At 70.0% G+C, this 21,952-nt stretch carries 19 protein-coding genes and 5 tRNA genes; 13 read left to right on the forward strand and 11 right to left on the reverse strand.

Annotation, left to right across the window (positions count from 1 at the left end):
- The 3 genes from ACFYWJ_RS02235 to ACFYWJ_RS02245 form a co-directional block, all read right to left on the reverse strand.
- Entirely contained in the window at nt 1-1,206 is a 1,206-nt protein-coding gene (locus ACFYWJ_RS02235; RefSeq protein ID WP_355271045.1) for a Dyp-type peroxidase, read from the reverse strand.
- Nucleotides 1,199-1,756: a copper chaperone PCu(A)C gene (locus ACFYWJ_RS02240; protein WP_355271043.1), complete on the reverse strand. Its 558-nt coding sequence runs from the start codon at nt 1,754-1,756 to the stop codon at nt 1,199-1,201. Before ACFYWJ_RS02240 ends, ACFYWJ_RS02235 begins: the two co-directional genes overlap by 8 nt.
- Nucleotides 1,757-1,836: 80 nt before the next feature.
- Nucleotides 1,837-2,388, reverse strand: a complete 552-nt coding sequence (locus ACFYWJ_RS02245) for a hypothetical protein (RefSeq protein ID WP_355271041.1) — start codon at nt 2,386-2,388, stop codon at nt 1,837-1,839.
- Nucleotides 2,389-2,540: 152 nt separating this feature from the next.
- On the opposite strand from ACFYWJ_RS02245, the gene ACFYWJ_RS02250 reads away from it, so the two are divergent.
- Entirely contained in the window at nt 2,541-2,981 is a 441-nt protein-coding gene (locus tag ACFYWJ_RS02250) for a DUF6069 family protein (RefSeq protein ID WP_355271039.1), read from the forward strand.
- A 56-nt stretch (nt 2,982-3,037) separates the two neighbouring features.
- On the opposite strand, the gene ACFYWJ_RS02255 is transcribed toward ACFYWJ_RS02250, so the two are convergent.
- Entirely contained in the window at nt 3,038-3,757 is a 720-nt protein-coding gene (locus ACFYWJ_RS02255) for a polyprenol monophosphomannose synthase (RefSeq protein ID WP_355271037.1), read from the reverse strand.
- Nucleotides 3,758-3,881: 124 nt separating this feature from the next.
- Nucleotides 3,882-4,565 (reverse strand): GAP family protein, encoded by a 684-nt coding sequence (locus ACFYWJ_RS02260; RefSeq protein WP_355271035.1) that lies wholly within the window; start codon nt 4,563-4,565, stop codon nt 3,882-3,884.
- 154 nt (nt 4,566-4,719) lie between these two features.
- Between ACFYWJ_RS02260 and ACFYWJ_RS02265 the strand changes: the two genes are divergently transcribed.
- From ACFYWJ_RS02265 to ACFYWJ_RS02275, 3 genes are read left to right on the forward strand one after another with little or no spacing between them, the layout of a single operon-like run.
- Nucleotides 4,720-5,028, forward strand: a complete 309-nt coding sequence (locus ACFYWJ_RS02265) for a hypothetical protein (RefSeq protein ID WP_355271033.1) — start codon at nt 4,720-4,722, stop codon at nt 5,026-5,028.
- On the forward strand, nt 5,028-6,302 hold the full coding sequence (locus ACFYWJ_RS02270) for a hypothetical protein (protein WP_355271032.1): 1,275 nt from the start codon (nt 5,028-5,030) through the stop codon (nt 6,300-6,302). The genes ACFYWJ_RS02265 and ACFYWJ_RS02270 overlap by 1 nt, the downstream gene beginning before the upstream one ends.
- Nucleotides 6,303-6,311: 9 nt before the next feature.
- The gene (locus ACFYWJ_RS02275; RefSeq protein WP_355271030.1) at nt 6,312-7,346 is read left to right on the forward strand and encodes a hypothetical protein; all 1,035 of its coding nucleotides are present in this window, start codon (nt 6,312-6,314) and stop codon (nt 7,344-7,346) included.
- A gap of 52 nt (nt 7,347-7,398) precedes the next feature.
- On the opposite strand, the gene ACFYWJ_RS02280 is transcribed toward ACFYWJ_RS02275, so the two are convergent.
- A tRNA-Asp gene (locus tag ACFYWJ_RS02280) sits at nt 7,399-7,472 on the reverse strand.
- Between the two features lie 120 nt (nt 7,473-7,592).
- Between ACFYWJ_RS02280 and ACFYWJ_RS02285 the strand changes: the two genes are divergently transcribed.
- The 8 genes from ACFYWJ_RS02285 to ACFYWJ_RS02320 all read left to right on the forward strand — a co-directional run bounded on the left by ACFYWJ_RS02285 (nt 7,593) and on the right by ACFYWJ_RS02320 (nt 16,539).
- Nucleotides 7,593-8,216, forward strand: a complete 624-nt coding sequence (locus ACFYWJ_RS02285) for a TetR/AcrR family transcriptional regulator (protein WP_355271028.1) — start codon at nt 7,593-7,595, stop codon at nt 8,214-8,216.
- Entirely contained in the window at nt 8,213-11,428 is a 3,216-nt protein-coding gene (locus tag ACFYWJ_RS02290; RefSeq protein ID WP_355271026.1) for a carboxyl transferase domain-containing protein, read from the forward strand. Before ACFYWJ_RS02285 ends, ACFYWJ_RS02290 begins: the two co-directional genes overlap by 4 nt.
- A gap of 115 nt (nt 11,429-11,543) precedes the next feature.
- Entirely contained in the window at nt 11,544-12,767 is a 1,224-nt protein-coding gene (locus tag ACFYWJ_RS02295; RefSeq protein WP_355271025.1) for an acyl-CoA dehydrogenase family protein, read from the forward strand.
- Complete coding sequence (locus tag ACFYWJ_RS02300; RefSeq protein ID WP_355271023.1) at nt 12,764-13,546, forward strand: SDR family oxidoreductase; 783 nt, start codon at nt 12,764-12,766, stop codon at nt 13,544-13,546. The genes ACFYWJ_RS02295 and ACFYWJ_RS02300 overlap by 4 nt, the downstream gene beginning before the upstream one ends.
- The gene (locus ACFYWJ_RS02305) at nt 13,539-14,576 is read left to right on the forward strand and encodes a phosphotransferase family protein (protein WP_355271021.1); all 1,038 of its coding nucleotides are present in this window, start codon (nt 13,539-13,541) and stop codon (nt 14,574-14,576) included. Before ACFYWJ_RS02300 ends, ACFYWJ_RS02305 begins: the two co-directional genes overlap by 8 nt.
- A gap of 12 nt (nt 14,577-14,588) precedes the next feature.
- Nucleotides 14,589-15,572 (forward strand): NADPH:quinone oxidoreductase family protein, encoded by a 984-nt coding sequence (locus ACFYWJ_RS02310; protein ID WP_355271020.1) that lies wholly within the window; start codon nt 14,589-14,591, stop codon nt 15,570-15,572.
- A gap of 16 nt (nt 15,573-15,588) precedes the next feature.
- Nucleotides 15,589-16,269, forward strand: coding sequence for a TetR/AcrR family transcriptional regulator (locus tag ACFYWJ_RS02315; RefSeq protein ID WP_355271018.1), 681 nt, complete (start codon nt 15,589-15,591; stop codon nt 16,267-16,269).
- Between the two features lie 87 nt (nt 16,270-16,356).
- Nucleotides 16,357-16,539, forward strand: a complete 183-nt coding sequence (locus tag ACFYWJ_RS02320; RefSeq protein ID WP_355271016.1) for a DUF1508 domain-containing protein — start codon at nt 16,357-16,359, stop codon at nt 16,537-16,539.
- A 57-nt stretch (nt 16,540-16,596) separates the two neighbouring features.
- Here ACFYWJ_RS02320 and ACFYWJ_RS02325 read toward each other — a convergent pair.
- From ACFYWJ_RS02325 to ACFYWJ_RS02340, 4 genes are all read right to left on the reverse strand, one after another.
- Nucleotides 16,597-16,670, reverse strand: a tRNA-Phe gene (locus ACFYWJ_RS02325).
- A 57-nt stretch (nt 16,671-16,727) separates the two neighbouring features.
- Nucleotides 16,728-16,801, reverse strand: a tRNA-Asp gene (locus tag ACFYWJ_RS02330).
- 27 nt (nt 16,802-16,828) lie between these two features.
- Nucleotides 16,829-16,901, reverse strand: a tRNA-Glu gene (locus ACFYWJ_RS02335).
- A 92-nt stretch (nt 16,902-16,993) separates the two neighbouring features.
- Entirely contained in the window at nt 16,994-17,665 is a 672-nt protein-coding gene (locus tag ACFYWJ_RS02340; RefSeq protein WP_355271014.1) for a TetR family transcriptional regulator, read from the reverse strand.
- Nucleotides 17,666-18,463: 798 nt separating this feature from the next.
- Here ACFYWJ_RS02340 and ACFYWJ_RS02345 point away from each other — a divergent pair.
- Nucleotides 18,464-18,539 (forward strand) — tRNA-Lys (locus ACFYWJ_RS02345).
- Nucleotides 18,540-18,746: 207 nt separating this feature from the next.
- On the opposite strand, the gene ACFYWJ_RS02350 is transcribed toward ACFYWJ_RS02345, so the two are convergent.
- On the reverse strand, nt 18,747-21,776 hold the full coding sequence (locus ACFYWJ_RS02350) for a TIR domain-containing protein (RefSeq protein ID WP_387160627.1): 3,030 nt from the start codon (nt 21,774-21,776) through the stop codon (nt 18,747-18,749).
- Nucleotides 21,777-21,952: the final 176 nt, after the last annotated feature.

Here is a 21,952-nt window from a genome sequence, read left to right on the forward strand (position 1 = left end):
TCAGCCCTCGAACAGCTGCTGGCCCAGGTAGTGGCCGGGGCCGGGGACGCCGGGCGGGATGGCGAAGACCGCCGAACCGACCGGGGTCGTCCATTCGTTCAGCGCGTCGAACTCCGCCAGCCGGGCCTGGACCGGGAGGTACTGGGCGGCGACATCGCGCTGGTAGGCGACGAACAGCAGGCCCGAATTCGACACCTGCCCCGGGGCCGGGGCCTCGTCGTAGTTGTACCCGCGGCGCAGGAACCGCTCCCCGTCATAGGTGTGCCTGGCCCTGGCGACGTGCGACGACGGCGGGATCACCGGGATGCCGTTGCGGTCGACGGCGGCCAGGTCCGGCTCGTCGTGTTCGGCCGTGCCGGTCAGCGGGGCGCCGTCGGCCACCCGGCGCCCGACGGTCAGTTCGCGGCCGTCGGCGTCGAGCTCGTCCCAGGTGTCGAGGTCCATGGCGATGCGGCGCAGCACCAGGGAGGTGCCGCCCGCCAGCCACGGCGCCGAGGTGCCGTCGTCCCACACCAGCCGGTCGAAGTCGACCGTGCGCGGGGCGATGTTGACGGTGCCGTCGACCTGGCCCATGAGATTGCGCATGGTCTGCCCGCGCGGCGCGTCCCGGAAACCGCGCTGCACCCAGCGCACCGTCACCAGCGACTTCACGTGCTTGGACAGCACCCGCACCGCGTGCGCGACCGTCGTCGCCTCCTCGGCGCAGACCTGGAGGACCAGGTCGGCGCCGGTGTAGGCGGGTTCGAGCCGGTCGATGGGGTACGGCGGCAGCTGCCGCAGCCAGCTCGGCCGACGCGCGGTCAGGCCGGTGGCGGTGAACAGCTCGGGACCGAAACCGACCGTGATCGTCAGGCGCGCCGGCCGGACCGCCAGCTCGGGCTCGGTGTCGGCGAGCGCGGGCAGGCCCTGGGTGAGCCGGGACGCGTCGTCGGTCCAGATCCGGAGCAGGCCGATGACGTCATCGCGGCCGACGCCCGGCGCCAGATCGAAACCGGCGAAGGCGACGTGACCGGGTGGCGTCGTCTCGATGCCCGCCTGGTGCGCGCCGTAGAACGAGACGACCTCGAGCGCGTCGTCTCGTTCGGGCTCCCGCTCGGCGAGACCGGCCGCGCCCCAGCCGATCCCGGCCGCGCCGACCACGCCGACCGCCGCCGCTCCCCCGCCGAGCAACCGCCGGCGGGAGAGCTTGGTATGCGGATCAGCCACCGTGCGAGGAGTTCTCGGTGCCCGGCGCGTAGTTCTCCTTGCCGCCGGCGAAGTCGCGCACCTGCGCGGTGACGACGGTGCTCGAGCCGTCGGCGAAGGTCAGGGTCAGCGAGGTTTCCGAGCCGGTGCGCAGCGGCTGCTTCAGGTCCATGAACATCAGGTGCTCGGCGCCGGGCTTCAGCGTCACCTCACCGTGCGCGGGGATGGTGATGCCACCGGCCTTGGGACGCATGGTCTTGGCGCCGGTGCTGTCCGGGACCACCTCGTGGATCTCGACCCGGTCCGAGGCGGGGCTGGTCGCGGCGACGAGGGTCACCGGCGCGTCACCGGTGTTCTGCAGATTGCCGAAGGCGGCGGACATGCCGGAGTCGGCGGCCTTGATCCACTGATCGCTCATGGTGACCCGGTCACCGGCCGCGGCAGGCGCGGGCGTCGGCTCGGAATCCGCGCAGGCGGTGGCGAAGACGGCGAGGACGGACAGCGCGGTCGCGGCGCCGAGCCGACGGGCGGCGCGGGGCGAACGCAGGTGGGTACGCGGGAATGCGGACACGAAAGATCTCCGATCATCGGGTGAGGTGAGAACCCGGACCGGCACGGCGAATCATCCGCGGCTACGGCGGATTTCGGCGGCTACGCCGGAACGGGGTGACGTGTGATGTGGCCGTCGGCGGGCGGACCGCGCAGCCCGATTCCGGGTCGCAGGAGGAGTTGCCGCAGCACCGCGCGATCGTCGGCGCGGGGTAGCGGACGCGGCCGCACGGACGGCGACGACACCCCGCCGAGCACGCGGACCAGCCGACGCACGCTGGTGATCGCCCGGCGCACCCCGACCTCGGCGGCGCGGATCGCGAGCGCGCCCACCGGGATCGCCACCAGGTGGGCGAGCAGCATGGTGGCGGAGAAGGTGTGGTGATGCTGGGCGTGTCCCAGCGAGAGCGCGGTGTGCCCGATGCCCTGGCCGACGGCGAGCACCGCCATCGTCGCCAGCGGCGTGTTCCCGCGCGGCAGGGCCGAGGCGACGACGCCGATCAGCGCGCAGGCGGCGAGCAGCAGGGCCACCGACGATCCGCCGGGAACGGCGGTCGCGCCACCGAGTCCGTGCGCGAGCATCGCGACCGCACCCGAGGCGGCACCCACCGCGGCGCCGCGTAAGCGCGCGGTGTGATCCGTCGGTGAACACACCCCGCCATGCTACGACCAACTGTCGTAGCAACCGGGCGCAGGGCGTATGACCAGCGTCTCATCGATCCGGCGAAAAGAATTCGGATGCGGGCTTGACCTCAAGGATTGTTTAGGTTTCATGATTGTCTCACCACCGAATGAGGGAGCACATCATGACCACCACCACCGCCTCCGCCACCCGCTCGCTGACCCTGCCCGCGCTGAACCGGCCCGTCGCCGTCCTGGGTGGCGTGGTCGCCGCCGTCGTGGCGAACTTGATCGTCTGGGGCATCGGCGCGGCCGCGGGCGGATCCTTCATCACCACCGAGGGCGGCAAGGTGATGGACGTCGCTCCCGGCGGCGTGATCTTCATGTCGACCGTGCCGCTGCTGATCGGCCTGACCGTCGCCGTGCTGGTGTCCTACCTGTGGACCGGCGTGCTGCGGGTCGCGGCGGTCGTCGGATCGCTGCTGTCGATCGCGACGATCGCGATGACCGTCGACGCCGACTTCGACACCGCCTCCACCATCGCGCTGTCGGTGATGCACGTGGTGCTGGTGCCGGTCATCGTGGTCGCGCTGGAAGGTGTGCGCCGCAGCATCACCACTCGGTAGTCCGAAGATGACGAAGGGCCCCACCGGAAAACCGGTGGGGCCCTTCGCCGTATGCCCTAGACCGAGCGGCCGAACAGCAGCTTCCACGGCATCAGCGCCGACTCCAGCTGCACCTTCAGGCTCATCTTCGACGCGCCGAGGGTACGCTCCTCGAAACGGATCGGCACCTCCGCGATCGTGTAGCCCTTCTTGATCGCGCGGTAGTTCATCTCGACCTGGAACGAGTAGCCGTTGCTGCGGATCGAGGCCACGTCGATCGCGCGCAGGGTGTCGGCCTTCCACGCCTTGAAGCCGGCGGTCGCGTCCTTCACGCCGAGGCGCAGGATCAGGTTCACGTAGAAGTTGGCCCAGGCCGAGAGCGCCTTGCGGTACCACTTCCACTCCGCGGCGGTCGAACCACCGGGCACGTAGCGGGAACCGAGCACGACGCCGGTATCGGCGGAACTCAGTTTCTCCAGCATGGCCGGGATCACCTCGGCGGGGTGCGACAGGTCGGCGTCCATCTGGATCACCACGTCGGCGCCCTCGTCGAGAGCCTTGGTGATGCCCGCGATGTAGGCGCGGCCGAGGCCGTCCTTCTCGGTGCGGTGCAGCACGCCCACCACGTTCGGCAGCTCGGCGGCCAGCTTGTCGGCCACCTCGCCCGTGCCGTCGGGTGAGTTGTCGTCCACCACCAGCACGTGCAGATCGGGAACCGGCAGTGCCGTCAGCCGCTCCACCGCCACCGGCAGATTTTCCCGCTCGTTGTAGGTCGGCACAACAACGGTAACCCTCAAGGGTCGCCCTCCCTGCTCACCTGGTTACGCCCCGCGCCCCACCGAACGGGCGCGCGAGCATGTCATCGATTCGTTATGACCGTACTCGATCGACCTGACGCGAACCTGAGCGGCCGTGGCCGCGTCACCACAGCTGGCGGGCGTGGACCAGCGCGTCGACCACCAGGACGACGCCGAAAACGACGAACAACACCCGGACCACCGGCGGCCCGTAGCGGGTGATCCACCGCACCAGCAGCCGGTAGACCCGGCGGCTGCGCGGGGTCTTGCGCAGGGCCAGCGCCAGCACCACCAGCGGCACCAGCAGCGCGATCGCGCAATAGACGACCACGATCAACGGCCACACCACCGGCAGCGGACGCTGCGCCGACACCAGCGCCAGCGCGGCCAGGTACGGCACCGAGGTCGGCACCTTCGCCAGCCCCAGCGTGACCCCGACCACCCCCATCAGCCACGGATACTTCCGCACCGGCCGGACCCAGCGCCCGCCGCCGCTCATCGTCGTGTCCATCGGCAACGCCGCGACCGCGATCAGCACCACACCGATCAGCAGCTCACCCCAGTACCGCAGCACCGGCGTCAGCTCGAAGTCGAACAACCGGACCAGGAAATCGATCCCGAGCACCGTCGCGATCCCGAACGCCACCGACACCGCGAACACGCCACCGAGAAAACTGAGCCCACCCACCACGGGCGACCGCCGCGCCAGCCGGCTGTCCGCCACCACCGCCGTCGTGATCGCCACCAACAGCACATCCAGCGCGTCGACCACCGCAAACCCCAGCAACGTGATCAACAGGACACCCATGACCCCCGCGACCCTACTCGCCGCGCCACGCGTGTCCCGGTCGGTGGGTCCGACCCAGTACCACCCACAACCGCGCCGATCTCGTTACGCTTTTCGTGCCGGGAGTGCCCGACGAGCACCCGCGATCGTGAAGGGGAAGAGCATCGTGGCGGAAATGTCATTCGACCCATCAGCGCTCGACGCGTATCAGCGCGCTGCCGCTCGGGTCGCGGATCTACTCGGAGAAGCGGCGACCAGCACGACGACGGCGGCGGGGGTGGACCTGTCGGGGCTCGGGATGCTCGGGAAGGAATTCGCGGCCGCGTGGACGGCGGCCGCGGGAGCGCACGCGTCGACGTTGAGCACCGCGGGGAATCTGGTCACCGCGTATCAGGACATCCTGAATCGGTACGGCGCCGATGTCACCGGGGTCGATACCGGGCTGGCGGGCGACCTGGTCGCGATCGAGAGCGAGGTGGCGTGATGCGCGCGAAATCCCTGGTCACCGAGACCACACTGAGCACGATCACCCAGGAGGAGGCCGAGGCGAAGATCGCGCCGGTGGTCGCGCTGCTGGAGGTGCCGCTGCTGGAACTGCGGAAATCGCTGGGCTCCAACACCTCCGCCGACCCCGACGCCACCGTGGTCAGCGCGCTGACCACCGCGAGCACCGCGACCAGCGCGACCGAGGACCCGCACCGGCTCGGCCTGTACGCGCTCGAGTCGACCGACACCGCCGCACCGGCCACGCCGGCCCTGCGCCAGACCGCGACCGAGGTGTCCGCGGCCGCCGACCGCGGCCAGCGGCTCAGTACCCTGCTCGGCCAGGCGCATTCGACCCAGTCCACCGCGGCGGCCAAGGTCGACGCGATCATCGCCGACTTCCGTGCCAAGGCGAAGGCCGCCGCACCCGCGGTGAACGGCAACAACCTGGACGCGATCGTCGAGCTCGCGGAGGAGGCGATCCAGGAGGCCGTCACCGTCGTCGGGACCGCGAGCACCGAGATGGACGAGCACACCCGCAACACCAAGGAGCTCACCTCCGACCTGGGCGGCACCAACGGCGTCACCGTGCCGCCGGGCGCGGTCGAGGTGTCGCCGGGCGTCTACGTCCTCGGCACGGGCGGCACGTCGACGAACACCATCGACACCGACACCACCACGACCGATCCGGCGACGGCCGCCCAGATCGCGCTGCAGGAGGCGCTGATCGACGGTGGTGTCGCGCTGGGCACCGCGGCGATCGACGCGGGCGTCACCTTCGGCACGCACCTGATCGACAAGATCGCCGAGGTCGCGATGCACGGCATCGACGCGGGCGCCGACCTGGCGACCACCGGCATCGACACCCTCGCCGCGAATGTCACCGGCACGGGCACCGACGGCACCGCGACCACGCCGGCCACCACGACACCGTCGCCGACCACACCGTCCACCAACGGCGGCGGCAACTCCGGCGGCCTGTTCGCCGGGCTCGGCAACGGCGACACCACCACCAAGCCGGAGCCGTCGAACAACAACAACGGCGCGTCGACCAAGCCCGCCCCCGCAGCCCCGTCGACACCGGCGCCCTCGGGCCAATCGCCGGTCGTCGAGCAGCCGCAGCAGGCACCCGCCGCGCCCGCGCCCGCACAGCAGCAGCCGAGTCAGACCGGCGTGATTCCGCCGGCGAGCCGTCCGCAACAGGATCAGGAGAGCGAGCGTCCGTCGGCCGCGCCCAAGCACGGGCAGCCGGGAGTCGTCCCGGCGACCGCGTAAGGGCACCGGATGGACAATCCGTTCGGGGCCTATTTCTCCTCGCCCGCCGATCCGGCGCGCCGTCGTCCGCAGGGCAAACGGCGACGCAGGCGGCGGCGCGAGGCAGAACCGCAGACCATCGGCACCAATCCCGAGACGTGGCCGCCGCCGGAGCCGGAGCACTTCGACGAGGCCGCCGGCGTGCTCGCCACCGCGCCGACCGAGCCGATCTATCGCACCGCCGCCGAGGAGGACGGGTTCACCGGCGACTGGAACGACTGGAACGACGAGGCGCCCGCCGAGGAGGCGCCGCACCGCACCGACGATGTCGACTGGAACGACTGGGCGACCGCCACCGCGACCGAACAGAGCGGTGACCGGGTCGAGATGCCGGTCCTGCCGCGCCTCAAGGACTTCGGCGGTGGCGGGCCGATCGCGCGCAGGCCGCGCAAGAAGTACGACGACGAACGCTACGACGACCCCAACGGCCGGGCGAAAGCCGCCGCCGCGGTGAAGGGCATCGTCGGCGCGCTCGTGTTCGTGGTCGTGCTCGGCCTGGCGGCGAACATCTTCCTCGGCTCCGGCGACAAACCGGTCGCGGCGAAACAGGCGTCCGTGTCCGGTTCGCCGACAACGGGATCCACCGCGACCACCGTTCCGCCACTGCCCGCGCACGCGGTGGCCGGCTGCGAATCCTTCCGCAGCCAGTCCATCACGATCAGCGCCGAACGCGGCGACACCGCCACCCCGCAGGGCGCGATCCTCGGCTTCGAGTACAGCTACTACGTCGACCGCGATGCCGCCAAGGCCCGCACCTACGTCACCGACGACGCCCATGTCGGCGACGAATCAGCCCTGGCCGCAGGCATTTCCACCTTCCCGACCGGCGTCAAGTACTGCATCCACATCACCCGCGCCGACTCCACCGACCCCACCGTCTGGAACGTCACCGTGCAGCAGCAGTGGCCCGGCGACACCGCCATCGAGAAGATCCAGCAGACCATGCGCACCGCCGAAGTGGCCCCCGGCCGCTACCGCATCACCAGCATCGACCACCGCCGCTGACCCCGGAAACGCGAGATCCCCTCACCGATGATCGGTGAGGGGATCTCGTCTGCGACCCTGACGGGACTCGAACCCGCGACCTCCGCCGTGACAGGGCGGCGCGCTAACCAACTGCGCCACAGGGCCGTGATGTATCGCTACAACGAGGGTGGACTGTACCCCGTGGAAGCGTTCGGGCGGTAATCGTGCAGGTGGGCCGGTCGACCGAGCGTTGACATTGACGTCAATGTCAACGACACTCGGGCGGTGACCACCAGCGAGGCGCAGCAACGGGCCAGGTCGGCGCGCAAGGACAGTGCCGGGCCGCGGCGGGGCGAGTTGCTCGACGCGGCGGCGGGGTGCTTCGCCGAGCTCGGGTACGACCAGACCTCGGTGGAGACGATCACCACGCGGGCGCGGGTCTCGCGAGCGACGTTCTACGCGTACTTCTCCTCCAAAGACGAGGTGTTCCAGGCGATCACCGAGCGGGTGTGCGCGCAGTTCCTGGACGCGCAGCTGGTGGTCGACGTCGAGGTCACCGCACCGGTGACGGTTATCGCCGCCACCACACGGGCTTTCGCGGCGGCGGTGTTCGCCAACGGCGCGCTGGTGACGTTGATCGAGCATCGCGCCGATGTCGACCCGGCGATCGGCGCGCAATGGACCCGGGTGCGCGAGCGCCTGCGGCATCGGTTCACCGCGTTTCTCGAACGTGTCGAGGGCGAGATCGACCCCTGCGCGCCGCTGCCACGCATCGTCGAAACCCTCTCCGACGCACTGCTGATCGGCGCCGCCCGCGCCCGCCCGGACCAGCGCGAACAGTTCGTCACCGACCACATCGCCATCGCCCAACGGCTGATCGGCTTCGCCGACATCGAGGACGCCACGTGACCCTGTTGATCGCCAATCGCGGCGAGATCGCCCTGCGCATCATCCGCACCGCCGCCGAACTCGGCCTGCGCACCGTGGCGGTCTACGCCGAGGACGACGCCGGCAACCCGAATGTGCACGCGGCCGACGAGGCGATCGGCCTGGCCGGCGCCGGACCGGCGCCCTATCTCGACCAGGCCGCGATCCTGGCCGCCGCCAAGGAATCCGGCGCCGAACTCATCCATCCCGGCTACGGCTTCCTGAGCGAGAACGCCGAGTTCGCCAGGGCGTGCGCCGCGGCGGGCCGCACCTTCGTCGGCCCCGACCCCGCCGTGCTCGACCTGTTCGGCGACAAGTCGGCGGCCCGGCGCACCGCCGTCGCCGCGGGCGTCCCCGTGCTGCCCGCCACCGACGGCGCGAGCACGCTCGCCGAGGTCGGCGCGTTCTTCGCGGCCCAGCCGGGCCCGATCATGATCAAGGCGCTGGCCGGTGGTGGTGGGCGCGGCATGCGGGTGGTCCGCACGGCCGCGGAGATCGACGACGCCTATCGGCAGTGTGCCGCGGAGGCCGAACTCGGCTTCGGCGACCCGGCGGTGTTCGCCGAGGCACTGCTCGCCGACGCCCGGCACATCGAGGTGCAGATCGTCGCCGCGCCCACCGGTGACGGCACCACCGCGCTGGCGCTCGGCGATCGGGATTGCAGTGTGCAGCGCAGGCATCAGAAGCTGCTCGAAATCGCCCCGGCGCAGGGACTTTCGGACAGCCTGCGCCGGAATCTGCACGAGGCGGCCGCCCGGCTGTGCGCGCGGGTCGGCTATCGCGGGCTCGCCACCGTCGAATTCCTGGTCACCGGTGAGCGATTCGTCTTCCTGGAGGTGAATCCGCGGATCCAGGTGGAGCACACCGTCACCGAGGAGGTGACCGGTGTCGACCTGGTGGCGGCGCAGCTGGCCATCGCCGGGGGCGCGGCCTTCGCCGAGCTGGGTCTGCCGAACGGAATCGTCTCCGACGGAACGCGATCCGACGGCGCACCCGCCACCGCCGACGGCATCGCGATCCAGGCCAGGGTGAACATGGAGACGATGACGGCCGACGGGTCGGCCGTCCCGACCGCGGGCACGCTGACCGCGTTCGCCCCACCGACCGGCCCCGGCGTGCGCGTCGACACCTTCGGCCGTCCCGGCCTCACCCCGAGCCCGCGCTACGACTCGCTGCTGGCCAAGGTCATCACGCGCACCCGGGGGAATTCCTTCCACGCCGCCGCGCGCAAGGCGGCCACCGCGCTGGCCGAATTCACTGTCGACGGCCCGCGCACCAATCTCGGCTTCCTGCGGGAAATCCTCGGCGACCGCCGATTCCAGACCGGCACCGTCACCACCGGCTATCTCGGCGAACACCTGCCCGCGCTGGTCGCGGCGGCCGACGCCGGGCGGCCGGAGATCGCGATCGCCGCGGTCGAGCTGTATCCGGGACAGGAAGCGGTGCGGGCGCACCTGGCGGGCACCGTGGTCGAGGTGACCGGCGAGGGCACCGAGGTCGCGGCCGGTGGACAGCTGATCGTGCTCGAGGCCATGAAGATGCAGCACGTGCTCGCCGCACCGGCCGCGGTGCGGACCGTCCGGGTGCTGGTCCACCCGGGCCAGGTGGTCGCGCCCGGCGATCCGCTGGTGATCGTCAGCCGCACCGGCGCCGACGCCGCCGACCGCGCGCAGGCCGAGCTGGACCCCGGCCGTTCGCGGGCCGATGTCGACGAGATCCGCGCGCGCCACCTCGGCACGCTGGACGAATCCCGCCCGGACGCGGTGGCCAAGCGGCACGGGCTCGGACGCCGCACGGCCAGGGAGAACATCGCCGACCTGGTCGACCCGGACAGCTTCGTCGAATACGGCGCGCTGGCCGTCGCCGCCCAGCGCAGCAGGCGCACCGAGGAAGACCTGATCGCCAACACCCCCGCCGACGGCCTGATCACCGGCCTGGCCACCATCGGCGCCGACCGCTTCGGCCGGGCGGCCGCCGAAGCGGTGGTGGTCTCCTACGACTACACCGTGCTCGCGGGCACCCAGGGCAAGAACAATCACGCCAAGACCGACCGCGCCTTCGACCTGGCCGCCCGCAAGCGGGTGCCGGTGGTGCTGTTCGCCGAGGGCGGCGGCGGCAGGCCCGGCGACACCGACGTGACCGGCATGGGCCTGGATGTGCCGACCTTCCGCGCGCTCGCCGCGCTGCGCGGGCAGGTGCCGCTGGTGACGATCGTGTCCGGGCGCTGCTTCGCCGGGAACGCCGCCCTGGCCGGGGTCTGCGACGTGATCATCGCGACGCCCGACGCCAACCTCGGCATGGGTGGCCCGGCGATGATCGAGGGCGGCGGGCTCGGCGTGTACCGCCCGGAGGACATCGGACCGATCGAGGTCCAGCGGCGCAACGGCGTGGTCGACCTGGTCGCCCGCGACGAGGCGCACGCGGTGGCGCTGGCCAAGCAGTACCTCGGCTATTTCCAGGGCCCGATCGCGGACTACACGGCGCCCGACCCGCGCCTGGCCCGGCACGTGGTGCCGGAGAACCGCTTGCGCGCCTACGACATTCACCGCGCGATCGAGGCGATCGCCGATCTCGGCTCGATCCTGGAACTGCGCTCCGACTACGGGGTCGGCATCGTCACCGCGCTGATCCGGGTCGACGGCGTGCCGTTCGGCCTGGTGGCCAACAGCAGTCATCACCTCGGCGGTGCCATCGATGCCGAGGCCGCCGACAAGATGGGCGATTTCCTCGGGCTGTGCGAGGCGTTCGGGCTCCCGGTCGTCGCCCTGTGTGACACACCGGGATTCATGGTCGGCCCGGACGCGGAGCGGACCGCGACGGTGCGCCGGTTCAGCGACCTGTTCGTGCGCGGCGCCCGGCTGAGCGTCCCCTTCGGCACGATCATCCTGCGCAAGGGCTACGGCCTCGGCGCGATGGCGATGGCGGCCGGGCACTTCCGCGCGCCGGACTTCACCGTCGCCTGGCCGACCGGCGAGATCGGGCCGATGGGGCTCGAGGGCGCGGTGCGCCTCGGCTTCCGCAAGGAGCTGGCCGCCGCCGCGGACCCGGCCGCCCGCGAGATCCTGTTCCAGCAGCTGCTCACCCTCGCCTATCAGCAGGGCAAGGCGCTCACCGCGGCGACCGGATTCGAACTCGACGACGTCATCGACCCCGCCGACACCCGCGCCTGGATCGCCACCCTGGTCCGGCCGTAAGCCACCCGCCCAGCTCAGCCACCCCAGCTGGGCGGCGTCGACGGAACAGACTTGAAGTTGACGTCAACTTCTAATAGGTTCGCTGACAAGTCACCGCCGATCATCGGGAGCTCCCATGTCGCTGTTCGATCTCTCCGAGCGCGCCGAGAAATACCGCGCCGACCTGCTCGATTTCATGGACGCGCACGTCTACCCCGCCGAACCCGTCTACGAGGAGCAGATGCGGGAGTCCGGTGACCCGCACTTCCAGCCGCCGATCCTCGAGGAGCTCAAGGCCGAGGCCAAGCGACGCGGCCTGTGGAACCTCTTCCACCCGCACCCCGGTCGCGGCCCCGGCCTGACCAACCTCGAGTACGCGCCGCTCGCCGAGATCATGGGCCGCAGCCATCTCGCCTCGGAGGCCTGCAACTGCAACGCCCCCGACACCGGGAACATGGAGGTGCTCGAGCTGTTCGGCACCGAGGAGCACAAGCGCAAGTACCTCGAACCGCTGCTCGACGGCACCATGGCCTCCGCGTTCGCGATGACCGAACCCGGCGTGGCCAGCTCCGACGCCACCAATGTGGAACTGTCGATGGTGCGCGACGGCGACGAGTACGTGCTCAACGGCCGCAAGTGGTTCGCCACCAACGCCCTGCACCGCAACTGCAAGGTCCTGATCGTGATGGGCAAGACCGATCCGACCGCCGCGCCGCACCGGCAGCAGTCGATGATGGTCGTCCCGATCGACGCCCCCGGCGTGACCATCCTGCGCGGCCTGCCGCTGTTCGGCTACCAGGAGCGCGAGGGCCACGCCGAGATCGATTTCGCCGACGTGCGGGTGCCGGTCACCGACGTGCTCAAGGGCGAGGGCGAGGGCTTCGCGATCAGCCAGGCCCGGCTCGGGCCCGGCCGCATCCACCACTGCATGCGCAGCATCGGCATGGCCGAACGCGCGCTGGAGATGCTGTGTCAGCGGGCATTGTCGCGGGTCACCTTCGGCAAGCCGATCGCCGAGAACGCCAATATCCAGGACTGGATCGCCGAGTCGCGGATCAATATCGAGATGATCCGGCTGCTGACGCTCAAGGCCGCGCACCTGATGGACACCGTCGGCAACAAGGCCGCCCGCACCGAGATCGCCGCGATCAAGGTCGCCGCGCCGACCATCGCGCTCGAGGTCCTCGACCGCGCGATCCAGGTGCACGGCGCCGGCGGCGTCACCGACGACTTCCCGCTCGCGCTGGCCTGGGCCCAGCTGCGCTCGCTGCGCCTGGCCGACGGCCCGGACGAGGTGCACAAGCGCGCCATCGCGCGCCAGGAACTGAGCAAGTACCGCGGCAAGGAGAGCAACCGATGACCGGACCCGACCTGACCGGGCGCACCGCGATCGTCACCGGTGCCTCCCGCGGCATCGGGCTGGCGATCGCCCAGGCCATCGCGGCGGCGGGCGGCAATGTCGTGCTGACCGCGCGGACCCAGGAGGCGGCCGACGCGGCCGCCGCGCAGGTGACCGGCAACGCCATCGGCGTCGGCGCGCACGCCACCGACGAGGCGGCGGCCCGACGATGCGTCGAACTGACCGTGGAGCACTTCGGCAGCGTCGACATCCTGGTCAACAACGCGGGCACCAATCCCGCCTACGGCCCGGTGGTCAGCCAGGACCACAGCCGGTTCGCCAAGACCTTCGACGTCAACGTGTGGGCGCCGATCCTGTGGACGTCGCTGGTCACCGAGGCGTGGATGGGCGAGCACGGCGGCGCCGTCGTGAACAACGCCTCGATCGGCGGGCTGGTCCTCGACCCGAACATCGGCATGTACAACGGGGCCAAGGCCGCGCTGATCCACCTGACCAAGCAGATGGCGCTGGAGCTGTCGCCGAAGGTGCGCGTCAACGCGATCGCGCCCGGCGTGGTCCGCACCAAACTGGCCGAGGCGCTGTGGAAGGACAAGGAGGACGCCGTCGCGAACAGCATCGCGCTGAACCGGATCGGTGAGCCCGGCGATATCGCCGACGCCGTCACGTTCCTGGTGTCCGACGCGGCGCGCTGGATCACCGGCGAGATCCTGGTGATCGACGGCGGACAGCGCCTGGGCGACGCGCCCCTGTTCCGGAGCGGAGCCTCGATCGGTGTCTGACACGCGAGCAATCGTCGGGATCGACCCGGCCGTGGTGACCAGCTGGTTCGCCACCCTCGGCATCGAATGCGCGGCGCCGCTGCGCTTCGCCCGGATCGGGCTCGGTCAATCGAATCTGACCTACCTGGTCACCGATGCCGCGGACCGGCGGTGGGTGCTGCGCAGGCCGCCGCTCGGCAAGCTGCTGGCCTCGGCCCACGATGTCGTGCGGGAGGCGCGGATCATCGCCGCGCTCGAGTCCACCGAGGTGCCGGTGCCGCGGATCTTCGGCGTGCTCACCGATCCGGCGCTGGTCGACGCGCCGCTGGTGCTGATGGAGTACGTCGACGGGCAGGTGGTCGACACCATGCCGATCGTGGAATCGCTGACGCCGCAGCGCCGCCGGGCGATCGCGGAATCCCTGCCGCGGACGCTGGCGCGCATCCACGCGGTCGACCCGGCCGCGGTCGGCCTGGCCGATCTGGCCGCGCACACCCCGTACGCGCCGCGTCAGCTCAAGCGATGGAGCGGTCAGCTGGAACGGTCCAAGACCAGGGACCTGCCCGAGCTCGACGATCTCACCCGCAGGCTCACCGCCGCGGTGCCGGAGCAGACCGAGGTCTGCCTGGTGCACGGCGATTTCCACCTTCGCAACGTCATCACCTCCCGCGAGACCGGCGCGGTGACGGCCGCGCTGGACTGGGAACTGTCCACCCTCGGCGACCCGCTGGCCGACATGGGCAGCATGCTCGCCTACTGGGCGGAGCCGGGCGAGCTCATCGCCGGTGACTTCCCGGCGTCCACGCTCGACGGCTTCCCCGACCGCGCCGAGCTGGCCCGCCAGTACCTCGACCTGACCGGCCGCGATCCGGCCGCGCTGAAGTTCTGGCAGGTCCTCGGGCTGTGGAAGCTCGCGATCATCGGCGAGGGCGTGCTGCGCCGCGCGCTGGACAACCCCGAGAACAAGGCCGCGGCGGGCGCGCCGACGGCCGAGCGCCTCGACGCCGTGCTGCGTCTGGCCCGCGACGTCGCCGACGACGCCGGAATCTAGCAGGAGGTCATCATGAAGGCTTGGCAGGTGCACGAGCTCGGCGAACCACGCGCGGTGCTGCGGCTCGACGACATCGACGACCCCGTCGCCGGGCCGGGCCAGGTGCTGGTGCGCGTGCTGGCCGCGCCCGCCAACTTCCCGGACGTGCTGCTGTGCCGCGGGGAGTACCAGATCAAGCCACCGCTGCCGTTCACGCCCGGCGTGGAGTTGAGCGGCACGGTGCTCGCGGTGGGCGCCGATGTCACCCGGTGCGCGGTCGGTGACCGGGTCGTCGGCACCACCACCCTGCCCGGCGGCGCGTTCGCCGAACTGGCGGTCCTCGACGCGGACAACGTCTTTCCCGCTCCGGCGGCGCTCGACGACGCCGAGGCCGCCGCGCTGTCCATCGGCTACCAGACGAGCTGGTTCGCGCTGCACCGGCGCACCCAGGTGAAGGCGGGCGAGACCCTGCTGGTGCACGCGGCCGCGGGCGGCGTCGGCAGCACCGCCGTGCAGCTGGGCAAGGCCGCGGGCGCGACCGTGATCGGCGTGGTCGGCGGGCCGGACAAGGCCGAGTACTGCCGTCGGCTCGGCGCCGACCTCGTCATCGACCGGCGCACCGAGGACTTCGTGCCGATCGTGAAGGAGTTCACCGGCGGCCGCGGCGCGGACGTGATCTACGACCCGGTCGGCGGCGACGCCTACGCCAAGTCGACCAAGTGCGTCGCCTTCGAGGGCCGCATCCTGGTGATCGGCTTCGCCGGCGGCACCATCCCGCAGCCCGCGCTCAACCACGCGCTGATCAAGAACTACTCGATCATCGGCCTGCACTGGGGCTTGTACAAGCAGTACAACCCGGGGGCGATCGCGGACTGCCACGCCGAACTCACCCGGCTGGCCGCCGCCGGTCAGCTGAAACCGCTGATCAGCGAGCGGCTTTCGCTGGCCGACGTGCCCGACGGCCTCGGCAGGCTCGGCGACGGCAGCACGGTCGGCCGCGTCGTGTTCCAGCCCTGAGCGCTATAAATACTGCATGGACCACACCGACAGCGAAGGCGCGCCGCCCTCGATGGCGCGCACTTCGCTGCTGCGTGAGCTACCCGCCACCCCGCGCGGCCTGCGAACCAGGTCGGCCCTGATCGACGCGGGCCGAACGGTCTTCGAACGGCTGGGCTACCTCGACACCCGGCTGGTCGACATCACCCAGGAAGCCAACTGCTCCTCGGGCACCTTCTACACCTATTTCGCGGGCAAGGAGGAGATCTTCGCGGCCATCCTCGAACACGCCCAGGAAGACATGCTGCACCCCGGCATGCGGCACGTGGCAGACGACGACGACCCCGCGTCGATCGTCGAGGCGAGCAACCGCGCCTACTTCGAGGCCTACCGACGCAACGCCAAGCTGATGGGCCTGCTCGAGCAGGTCGCCAATATCGATCCCGAGTTCAGCAAGCTGCGCCAGAACCGCGCCGACGCCTTCATCCACCGCAACGCCCGCAGCATCGCCGACCTGCAAAAACGCGGCCTCGCCGACCCCGAGCTCGACCCGATGCTCACCTCGCGAGCCCTCTCCGGCATGGTCAGCCGCCTGGCCTTCCACTACTTCGTCGTCGCCGACGGCCACCTCGACGGCGAGCCCCGCCCGCTCGAGGACCTCGTCTACACCGTCACCCGCCTGTGGGTGAACGCCCTGCGCATGCCCACCACCCGCTGACGCGGCGAATCCCCCGCCCGGCCGCACCGCTGGCCTATTCTGTGCTGGTAGGCGCGTTTTCCCTTCGAACGAAAGCGGGGCCCGATCATGGCAGGAAAGTTCGAGATCTTCGCCGACGCGGCGGGTAAGTTCCGGTGGCGGCTCAAGGCGGGCAACAACGAGATCATCGCCCAGTCGCAGGCCTACGAGTCCAAGGACGCGGCCAAGAAGGGCATCTCCTCGGTGCAGACCAACGCCGCGGGCGCCGCACTCGTCGACCTCACGACCTAGCCTCGCTACCGAGCCCGGAAATGAGTGAAGACCAGCCGAAAGGCTGGTCTTCATGAGTGGCCAGGGCCGGGATCGAACCGGCGACCTTCCGCTTTTCAGGCGGACGCTCGTACCAACTGAGCTACCTGGCCGCAGGCACCCGTACGGAATGCCATACGCGAAGCGCCGGATCACTCCGGCGCTACTTGCGACCCTGACGGGACTCGAACCCGCGACCTCCGCCGTGACAGGGCGGCGCGCTAACCAACTGCGCCACAGGGCCTTGCTGTACTACACAGTCCGAAGACTGTACCCCCTACGGGATTCGAACCCGCGCTACCGCCTTGAAAGGGCGGCGTCCTAGGCCGCTAGACGAAGGGGGCTCGTCCCGGATCTCTCCGGACCGGCTTTCAACGTTTCCGTTGGGAGCTCGCATAGCTTATGACAGGTGTGCGCAGACTTCCAAATCGGCTGGTCAGGCGCCCAAACCGAGGTCATCCAGGCGCGCCTGTGAGCGCCACCCGTCGCTGCGGAAGTTCTGGATCCACACCGGCGTCGCCATCGCCTCCACGATAACCTCCAGCACCTCCGCGAACCGGGCGCGCAGATCGGCGGCCGAGCCGTTGGCGATCGGGTCGACCAGGTAGCGCTGGCCGGCCAGCGCCGCGGAGAGCGTGCGGGTGAAGCGGTCGGGGTCGGCGTCGGCGCGCAGCTGTCCGTCGTCGATCGCGCGCACGGCCAGCACCCGGGTGGCCCGGCCGACGATGCGGCCGCCGCCGTTGCCCGCGTCGCGATGGAACTCGGGCTCGATCACGAGCCGGTACTCCGCCTGCACGATGGTGTCGTGCTCGAGCCGCAGCGCGATCTCGTCCACCATCCCGTGCAGGACGTCGAGCGGCCCCAGATCGGCGCGGGCCAGCCAGCGCTCCGCACAGGTGCGGTAGCGCTCGACCGCGGTCTCCAGGACCGCGCGCGCGAGGTCTTCCTTGGAGTCGAAGTGGAAGTACATCGCGCCCTTGGTCGCGCGTGAACCTTCCAGAATGCGGTTGAGCGATGCCGCCGCATATCCGCTCTTCCCGAACTCGACGGCCGCGGACTTGATTATCGCCGCGCGTGTCCGGCGCGCCCGCTCTTGCTGCCGTGCCATGCTCGAAACGCCTCCGAACCTTCTCGTCGCTAACGATCAATAACCAACCGGTAGCGCGAATTGTGGTTTTATTACAAACTTTCGGTATGAAATCTCGCAGAAAAGCCGGTACCCCTCCGGCTGGTATAGTTCGCCTGCCCGAGTGCGCCGCAGGGGGTGCACACTCGGGCTCAACTACCTGTGAGAACCGCCTCCTCCTGCGGTAACGATTGCCCCTTTGCCGAAGATTCGCGCGCCCATCGCGTTTGCCCCGGCACTTCGAACCCTCGATGAATTCCTCGACACCGCACCCAGCACCGGGCGGCCGTCGGATAACGCAGCACCGGTGATTGTTCCGAAATTCACCAGGCAATCACCGTACCCGCATTCCGCAGCCGACACGCGGCAAATGGAACACCCATCCGAACATCCGGTTCGGTTATCCAGGCCAGCAAACGAGGCGCAACCGGAATGGTTTCGTAAGCTACGAATTCCATAGGCGCACAGCCCGGTTGACCTGGCCCACCGCCCACGCGCGAACCCCCTGCCGTTCGCCCGCAGGTCGCGAGAACCGCGCCAACACCGGACCACCTCATCGGCCACGAAACCCCTGCTCATCGAAAACTGTTGCAATACAACAGTATTCGATACCACGTCAGCGCCCCAAGCGCGAACGGTGATGGGTACCAGTTGTTTACCACGAATCGTCCGGCCCGGACGGTTCGTTACCGGCGCCCACCAGCGCCTCCCCCGACTCCCGGCGGCGCCGGGGGTCGGTATTCGGCCCGACGGGCCGGTGTCGGTTAGACTCCCCACCGCGCCCCTTTAGCTCAGTTGGTAGAGCTGGTGACTTTTAATCACTAGGTCGTAGGTTCGAGTCCTACAGGGGGCACCATGTTTTACCTGGCTGACCTGCGGGGATAGGCAGGCTGAGCCACCACACCCGCCCGCAGGCCACGATGAAAGAACTGGCCACGCGCGTGTGCGCCGCCTACATCCCGACGAATCCCACCCCCTCGCCTCACTGCGCGCTATTCGCCGGCCGCAGGCCCGAGGTTCCGTCGGCGCGAGTACTTGTGATTCCCGCCACGCCCAGTCCGTGTCAGCGGTCGTCGGGGTGGGGCGGGAGCTCGGGGCAGACCGAGTGGTACTCCAGGTCTGGGGACACCCATTCCGACCACTGCCGGCGGCTCATTTCATGAGGGAGTTTGTCGCACAGCAGCCGTGCCCATGCCTCGGGACCAGGCCAGGTCCAGAGGGTGGTCTTGTCGTCGAAGTCCCGTTGCATGGTTCGGACCGTCGCGCTGTCCGCACTGATCCACACGCCTTCGATCCAGCCGGGCGCCCCCTGCAACGGCTCACCGATCGCGTGGCCGTCGGCCAGATCCCAGAAGCGCAGGGTCCGGTCGCTGGATCCGGAAACGATATAGCGCCCATCAGCGCTGATGGCCAAGCTCCGCACCCAGTCCGTGTGCCCTGCCATCGGAGGGCCGATCTGCTCGCCGGTTCGCGTATCCCATCGGCGCAGGATCGCTTCCTCACCGGTGACGAACCGGGACCCGTCGGGCGCCATCGCCGCCGCCCAGATGAATTTGGCACGAATCTCCTTGACGAGGGCACCGGTGCGCACGTCCCAGAGACGTACCGAATCGGGGCTGTGGGTGAGCAGGCGCGTTTCAGCAGCATCGAATTCGATGCTGCTGATGTCGGAGGTGTGTCCGGTCAGCGGGTCGCCGATCGGTGCGCCGGTCTCGGTGTTCCACAGCCGGACCGTCTTGTCGTCGGCCACCGCGAGATAGCGACCGTCCGGGCTGAGCACGATCCCGTCGACCTCGGGCAGTCCGTCGAACGGCCCGCCGACGAGCGCGGCGGTGTCGGTGTTCCATACCTGTACGACATTTCCGACGGTGGCGGTGGCCAGCCGAGAACTGGTCGCGGCAAAGTCCAGATCGCCCACCTGCTCACCGAATCCGGTCAGTGGGCGGCCCACCTGCTCGCCGGTCTCGGTGTCGTAGAAGGTGACGGTCTTGTCAGGGCCGGTGACGGCGACGCGGCGGCCGTCCGCGCTCACCGCCGCCCGGGCTCCGAAATCGTCCGGGTAGTCGACGAGACGGATGCTGCGGCCGGTCTGCGCATCGACCACCCACACCGAGGCGTCCGCGTCGACCTGCTTGGCATAGAGGCTGCCCTCACCCTCGAAAGCCAGCACCGCGCCGAAGCCCGGTTCCGATGATCCCTCGTCCGACGGCCAAGGCGAGCCGAGCGAACCGGATCGACTGATGTCCCAGATACGCATCGTCCCGTCGAACGCCGTGGAAGCGAGGCGGCGGCCGTCGGGGTCGAATTCGACACCCATCACCCAACCGGAGTGGCCTTCCAGCGGCGTCCCCTCCGGTGTTCCGGTGGCCACGTTCCACAGTCTGACCGTGCTGTCGGTCGATCCGGAAGCCAGTCTGGTGCTGTCGGGGCTGAACGCGACGGAGGTGATGAGCCCGTCGTACCCCATGAGCGGTTGTCCTACCGGTTGACCTGTGTCGGTGTCCCAGAGCAAGAGGCCCGTGCCGAACTCGGGCGCTGAGGCCGCCATGCTGGCCACGCCGATGCTGCCGGACGCGATACGTCGACCATCGGGACTCCAGGCGACGGATCTCACGATTTGACCGTGCCGACGCAAAGTCGCCGGCGGGGCGGTAGGTGAATCGACGTTCCAGATACGCACGGTGGTGTCTTCACCGCCGGAGACGAAACGCCTGCCGTCTGGGCTGAACGCCACCGAGTTCACCGCGCCTTCGTGGCCGGTGAACACCTCAGTGCGACCGTCGACGATGTCCCACCACCGAATCGTGCCGTCTTGTCCACCCGCCGCCACCACCGATCGGCCATCCGGGGAGAAGGCGATGCTATTGACGGCGCTTTCGAAGCCCACCAGCGGTGGAGCGACCGCCTTTCCGGTCTCGGCATCCCAGATCTGGACCGCGCCGTCGGCGCTCGTGCCCGCGATCCGGCGACCGTCCGGGCTGAACACCGCACGCAGTGCGCGCGGCTGAGGATCGAAGGCGCGATCGATGCGATCACCCGTTGCCGCGTCCCACAGTCGCATCTCGATGCCGCTGGTGAGGATTCGGTCGCCCGCCGGGCTGTACGCGATACTGAAGTCCGGCGTGGCTGTCCGGTATGCCTCGGCCATCGCGTCGAATCCGTCGAGGACTGCATTCGTGCTGAACGGTTTCCCCGTCTGCACGATCTTGTCCACCGCCGCTTCCGCATTCAACGTCCGCAGCAACGCTCCCTCGTCGAAGTCGGGCGTGATCTGGCGCGCCGCCAGCGTCTGCTGGATCGCCCGCACGTCGTCGCGCGGACGGGCACCGGCCAGCATGGACTCGGTGTCGGAGACCAAACGCAGCCCGATCGCCTGGTTGCGTTGGCGCACCGCCTCCCGCTGCCGGTCGATGGCGACGAAAGCGGCGATGAGCGCGAGCACGGTGAGCAGGACCAGCCCCGCGACGGCGGCGCGGCGCAACCGCCGGAACCTCCGCTGTTCCCGCAGATCCTCCCCCGCCAGTTCGTATTTCGGCTTGCCGTGGATCGGCGCCGCGAGGTCGGTGAGCTTCTCGCGGAAGAGGGCGGCGCGCGGGTCCCACGGGGCGTCCTCGGTGACGTCGACGTAGAGGGGTTCGGTGGGGAGCGCGCCGGGCTCGGTCAGGACCGGGAGTGCGACGGTCGAGCGGTCGGGATCGAAGCGGTGCAGCTCGCGGTCCCATTTCACCTGCCCGCCCGCGACGACGAACAGCAGGTGTTCGGGGCCGCGGGTGCGCAGCCAGTAGGCGATCTCGCGGTCCACCCATTCCGAGGCGGCCGAATGCGGGGACAGCACGACGATGCAGTAGCGGGCCTGGTCCATCGCCTCGGCGACCTTGCCCCACAGGTCGGGGCTGGCGGTCAGGTCGGTGGCGTCGCGGAAGACCCGCAGGGCGTGCAGGCGGCCGACGCGGCGGCCGATGCGGTGCAGGCCGCGCTGGATGCCCGCCGCGATGGCGCGGTCGGCGTGCGAGTAGGACAGGAAGGCGTCGTAGGTGGGCGGCGACGCCTGCTTCGGCGGCGGGTCCGCCGCGATCGTCATCGGCTCGGCCATCGTCCTCACTCCCAACAGGTTGCGCCGTTCCCTCCACCGTCGGCTTCCGCGGTCGCCGGGGCACGCGTAACCGGCTACTCGGGTTGACCAACGAGGCCCGGATGACCAACGTCACGTGGCGACGCGCCAGACGCAGACGCCGCCGAAACCCCCGGTTCCGCCATCTCGGTCCCCTA

Source organism: Nocardia sp. NPDC003269, assembly GCF_042888005.1.
GTDB lineage: Bacteria > Actinomycetota > Actinomycetes > Mycobacteriales > Mycobacteriaceae > Nocardia.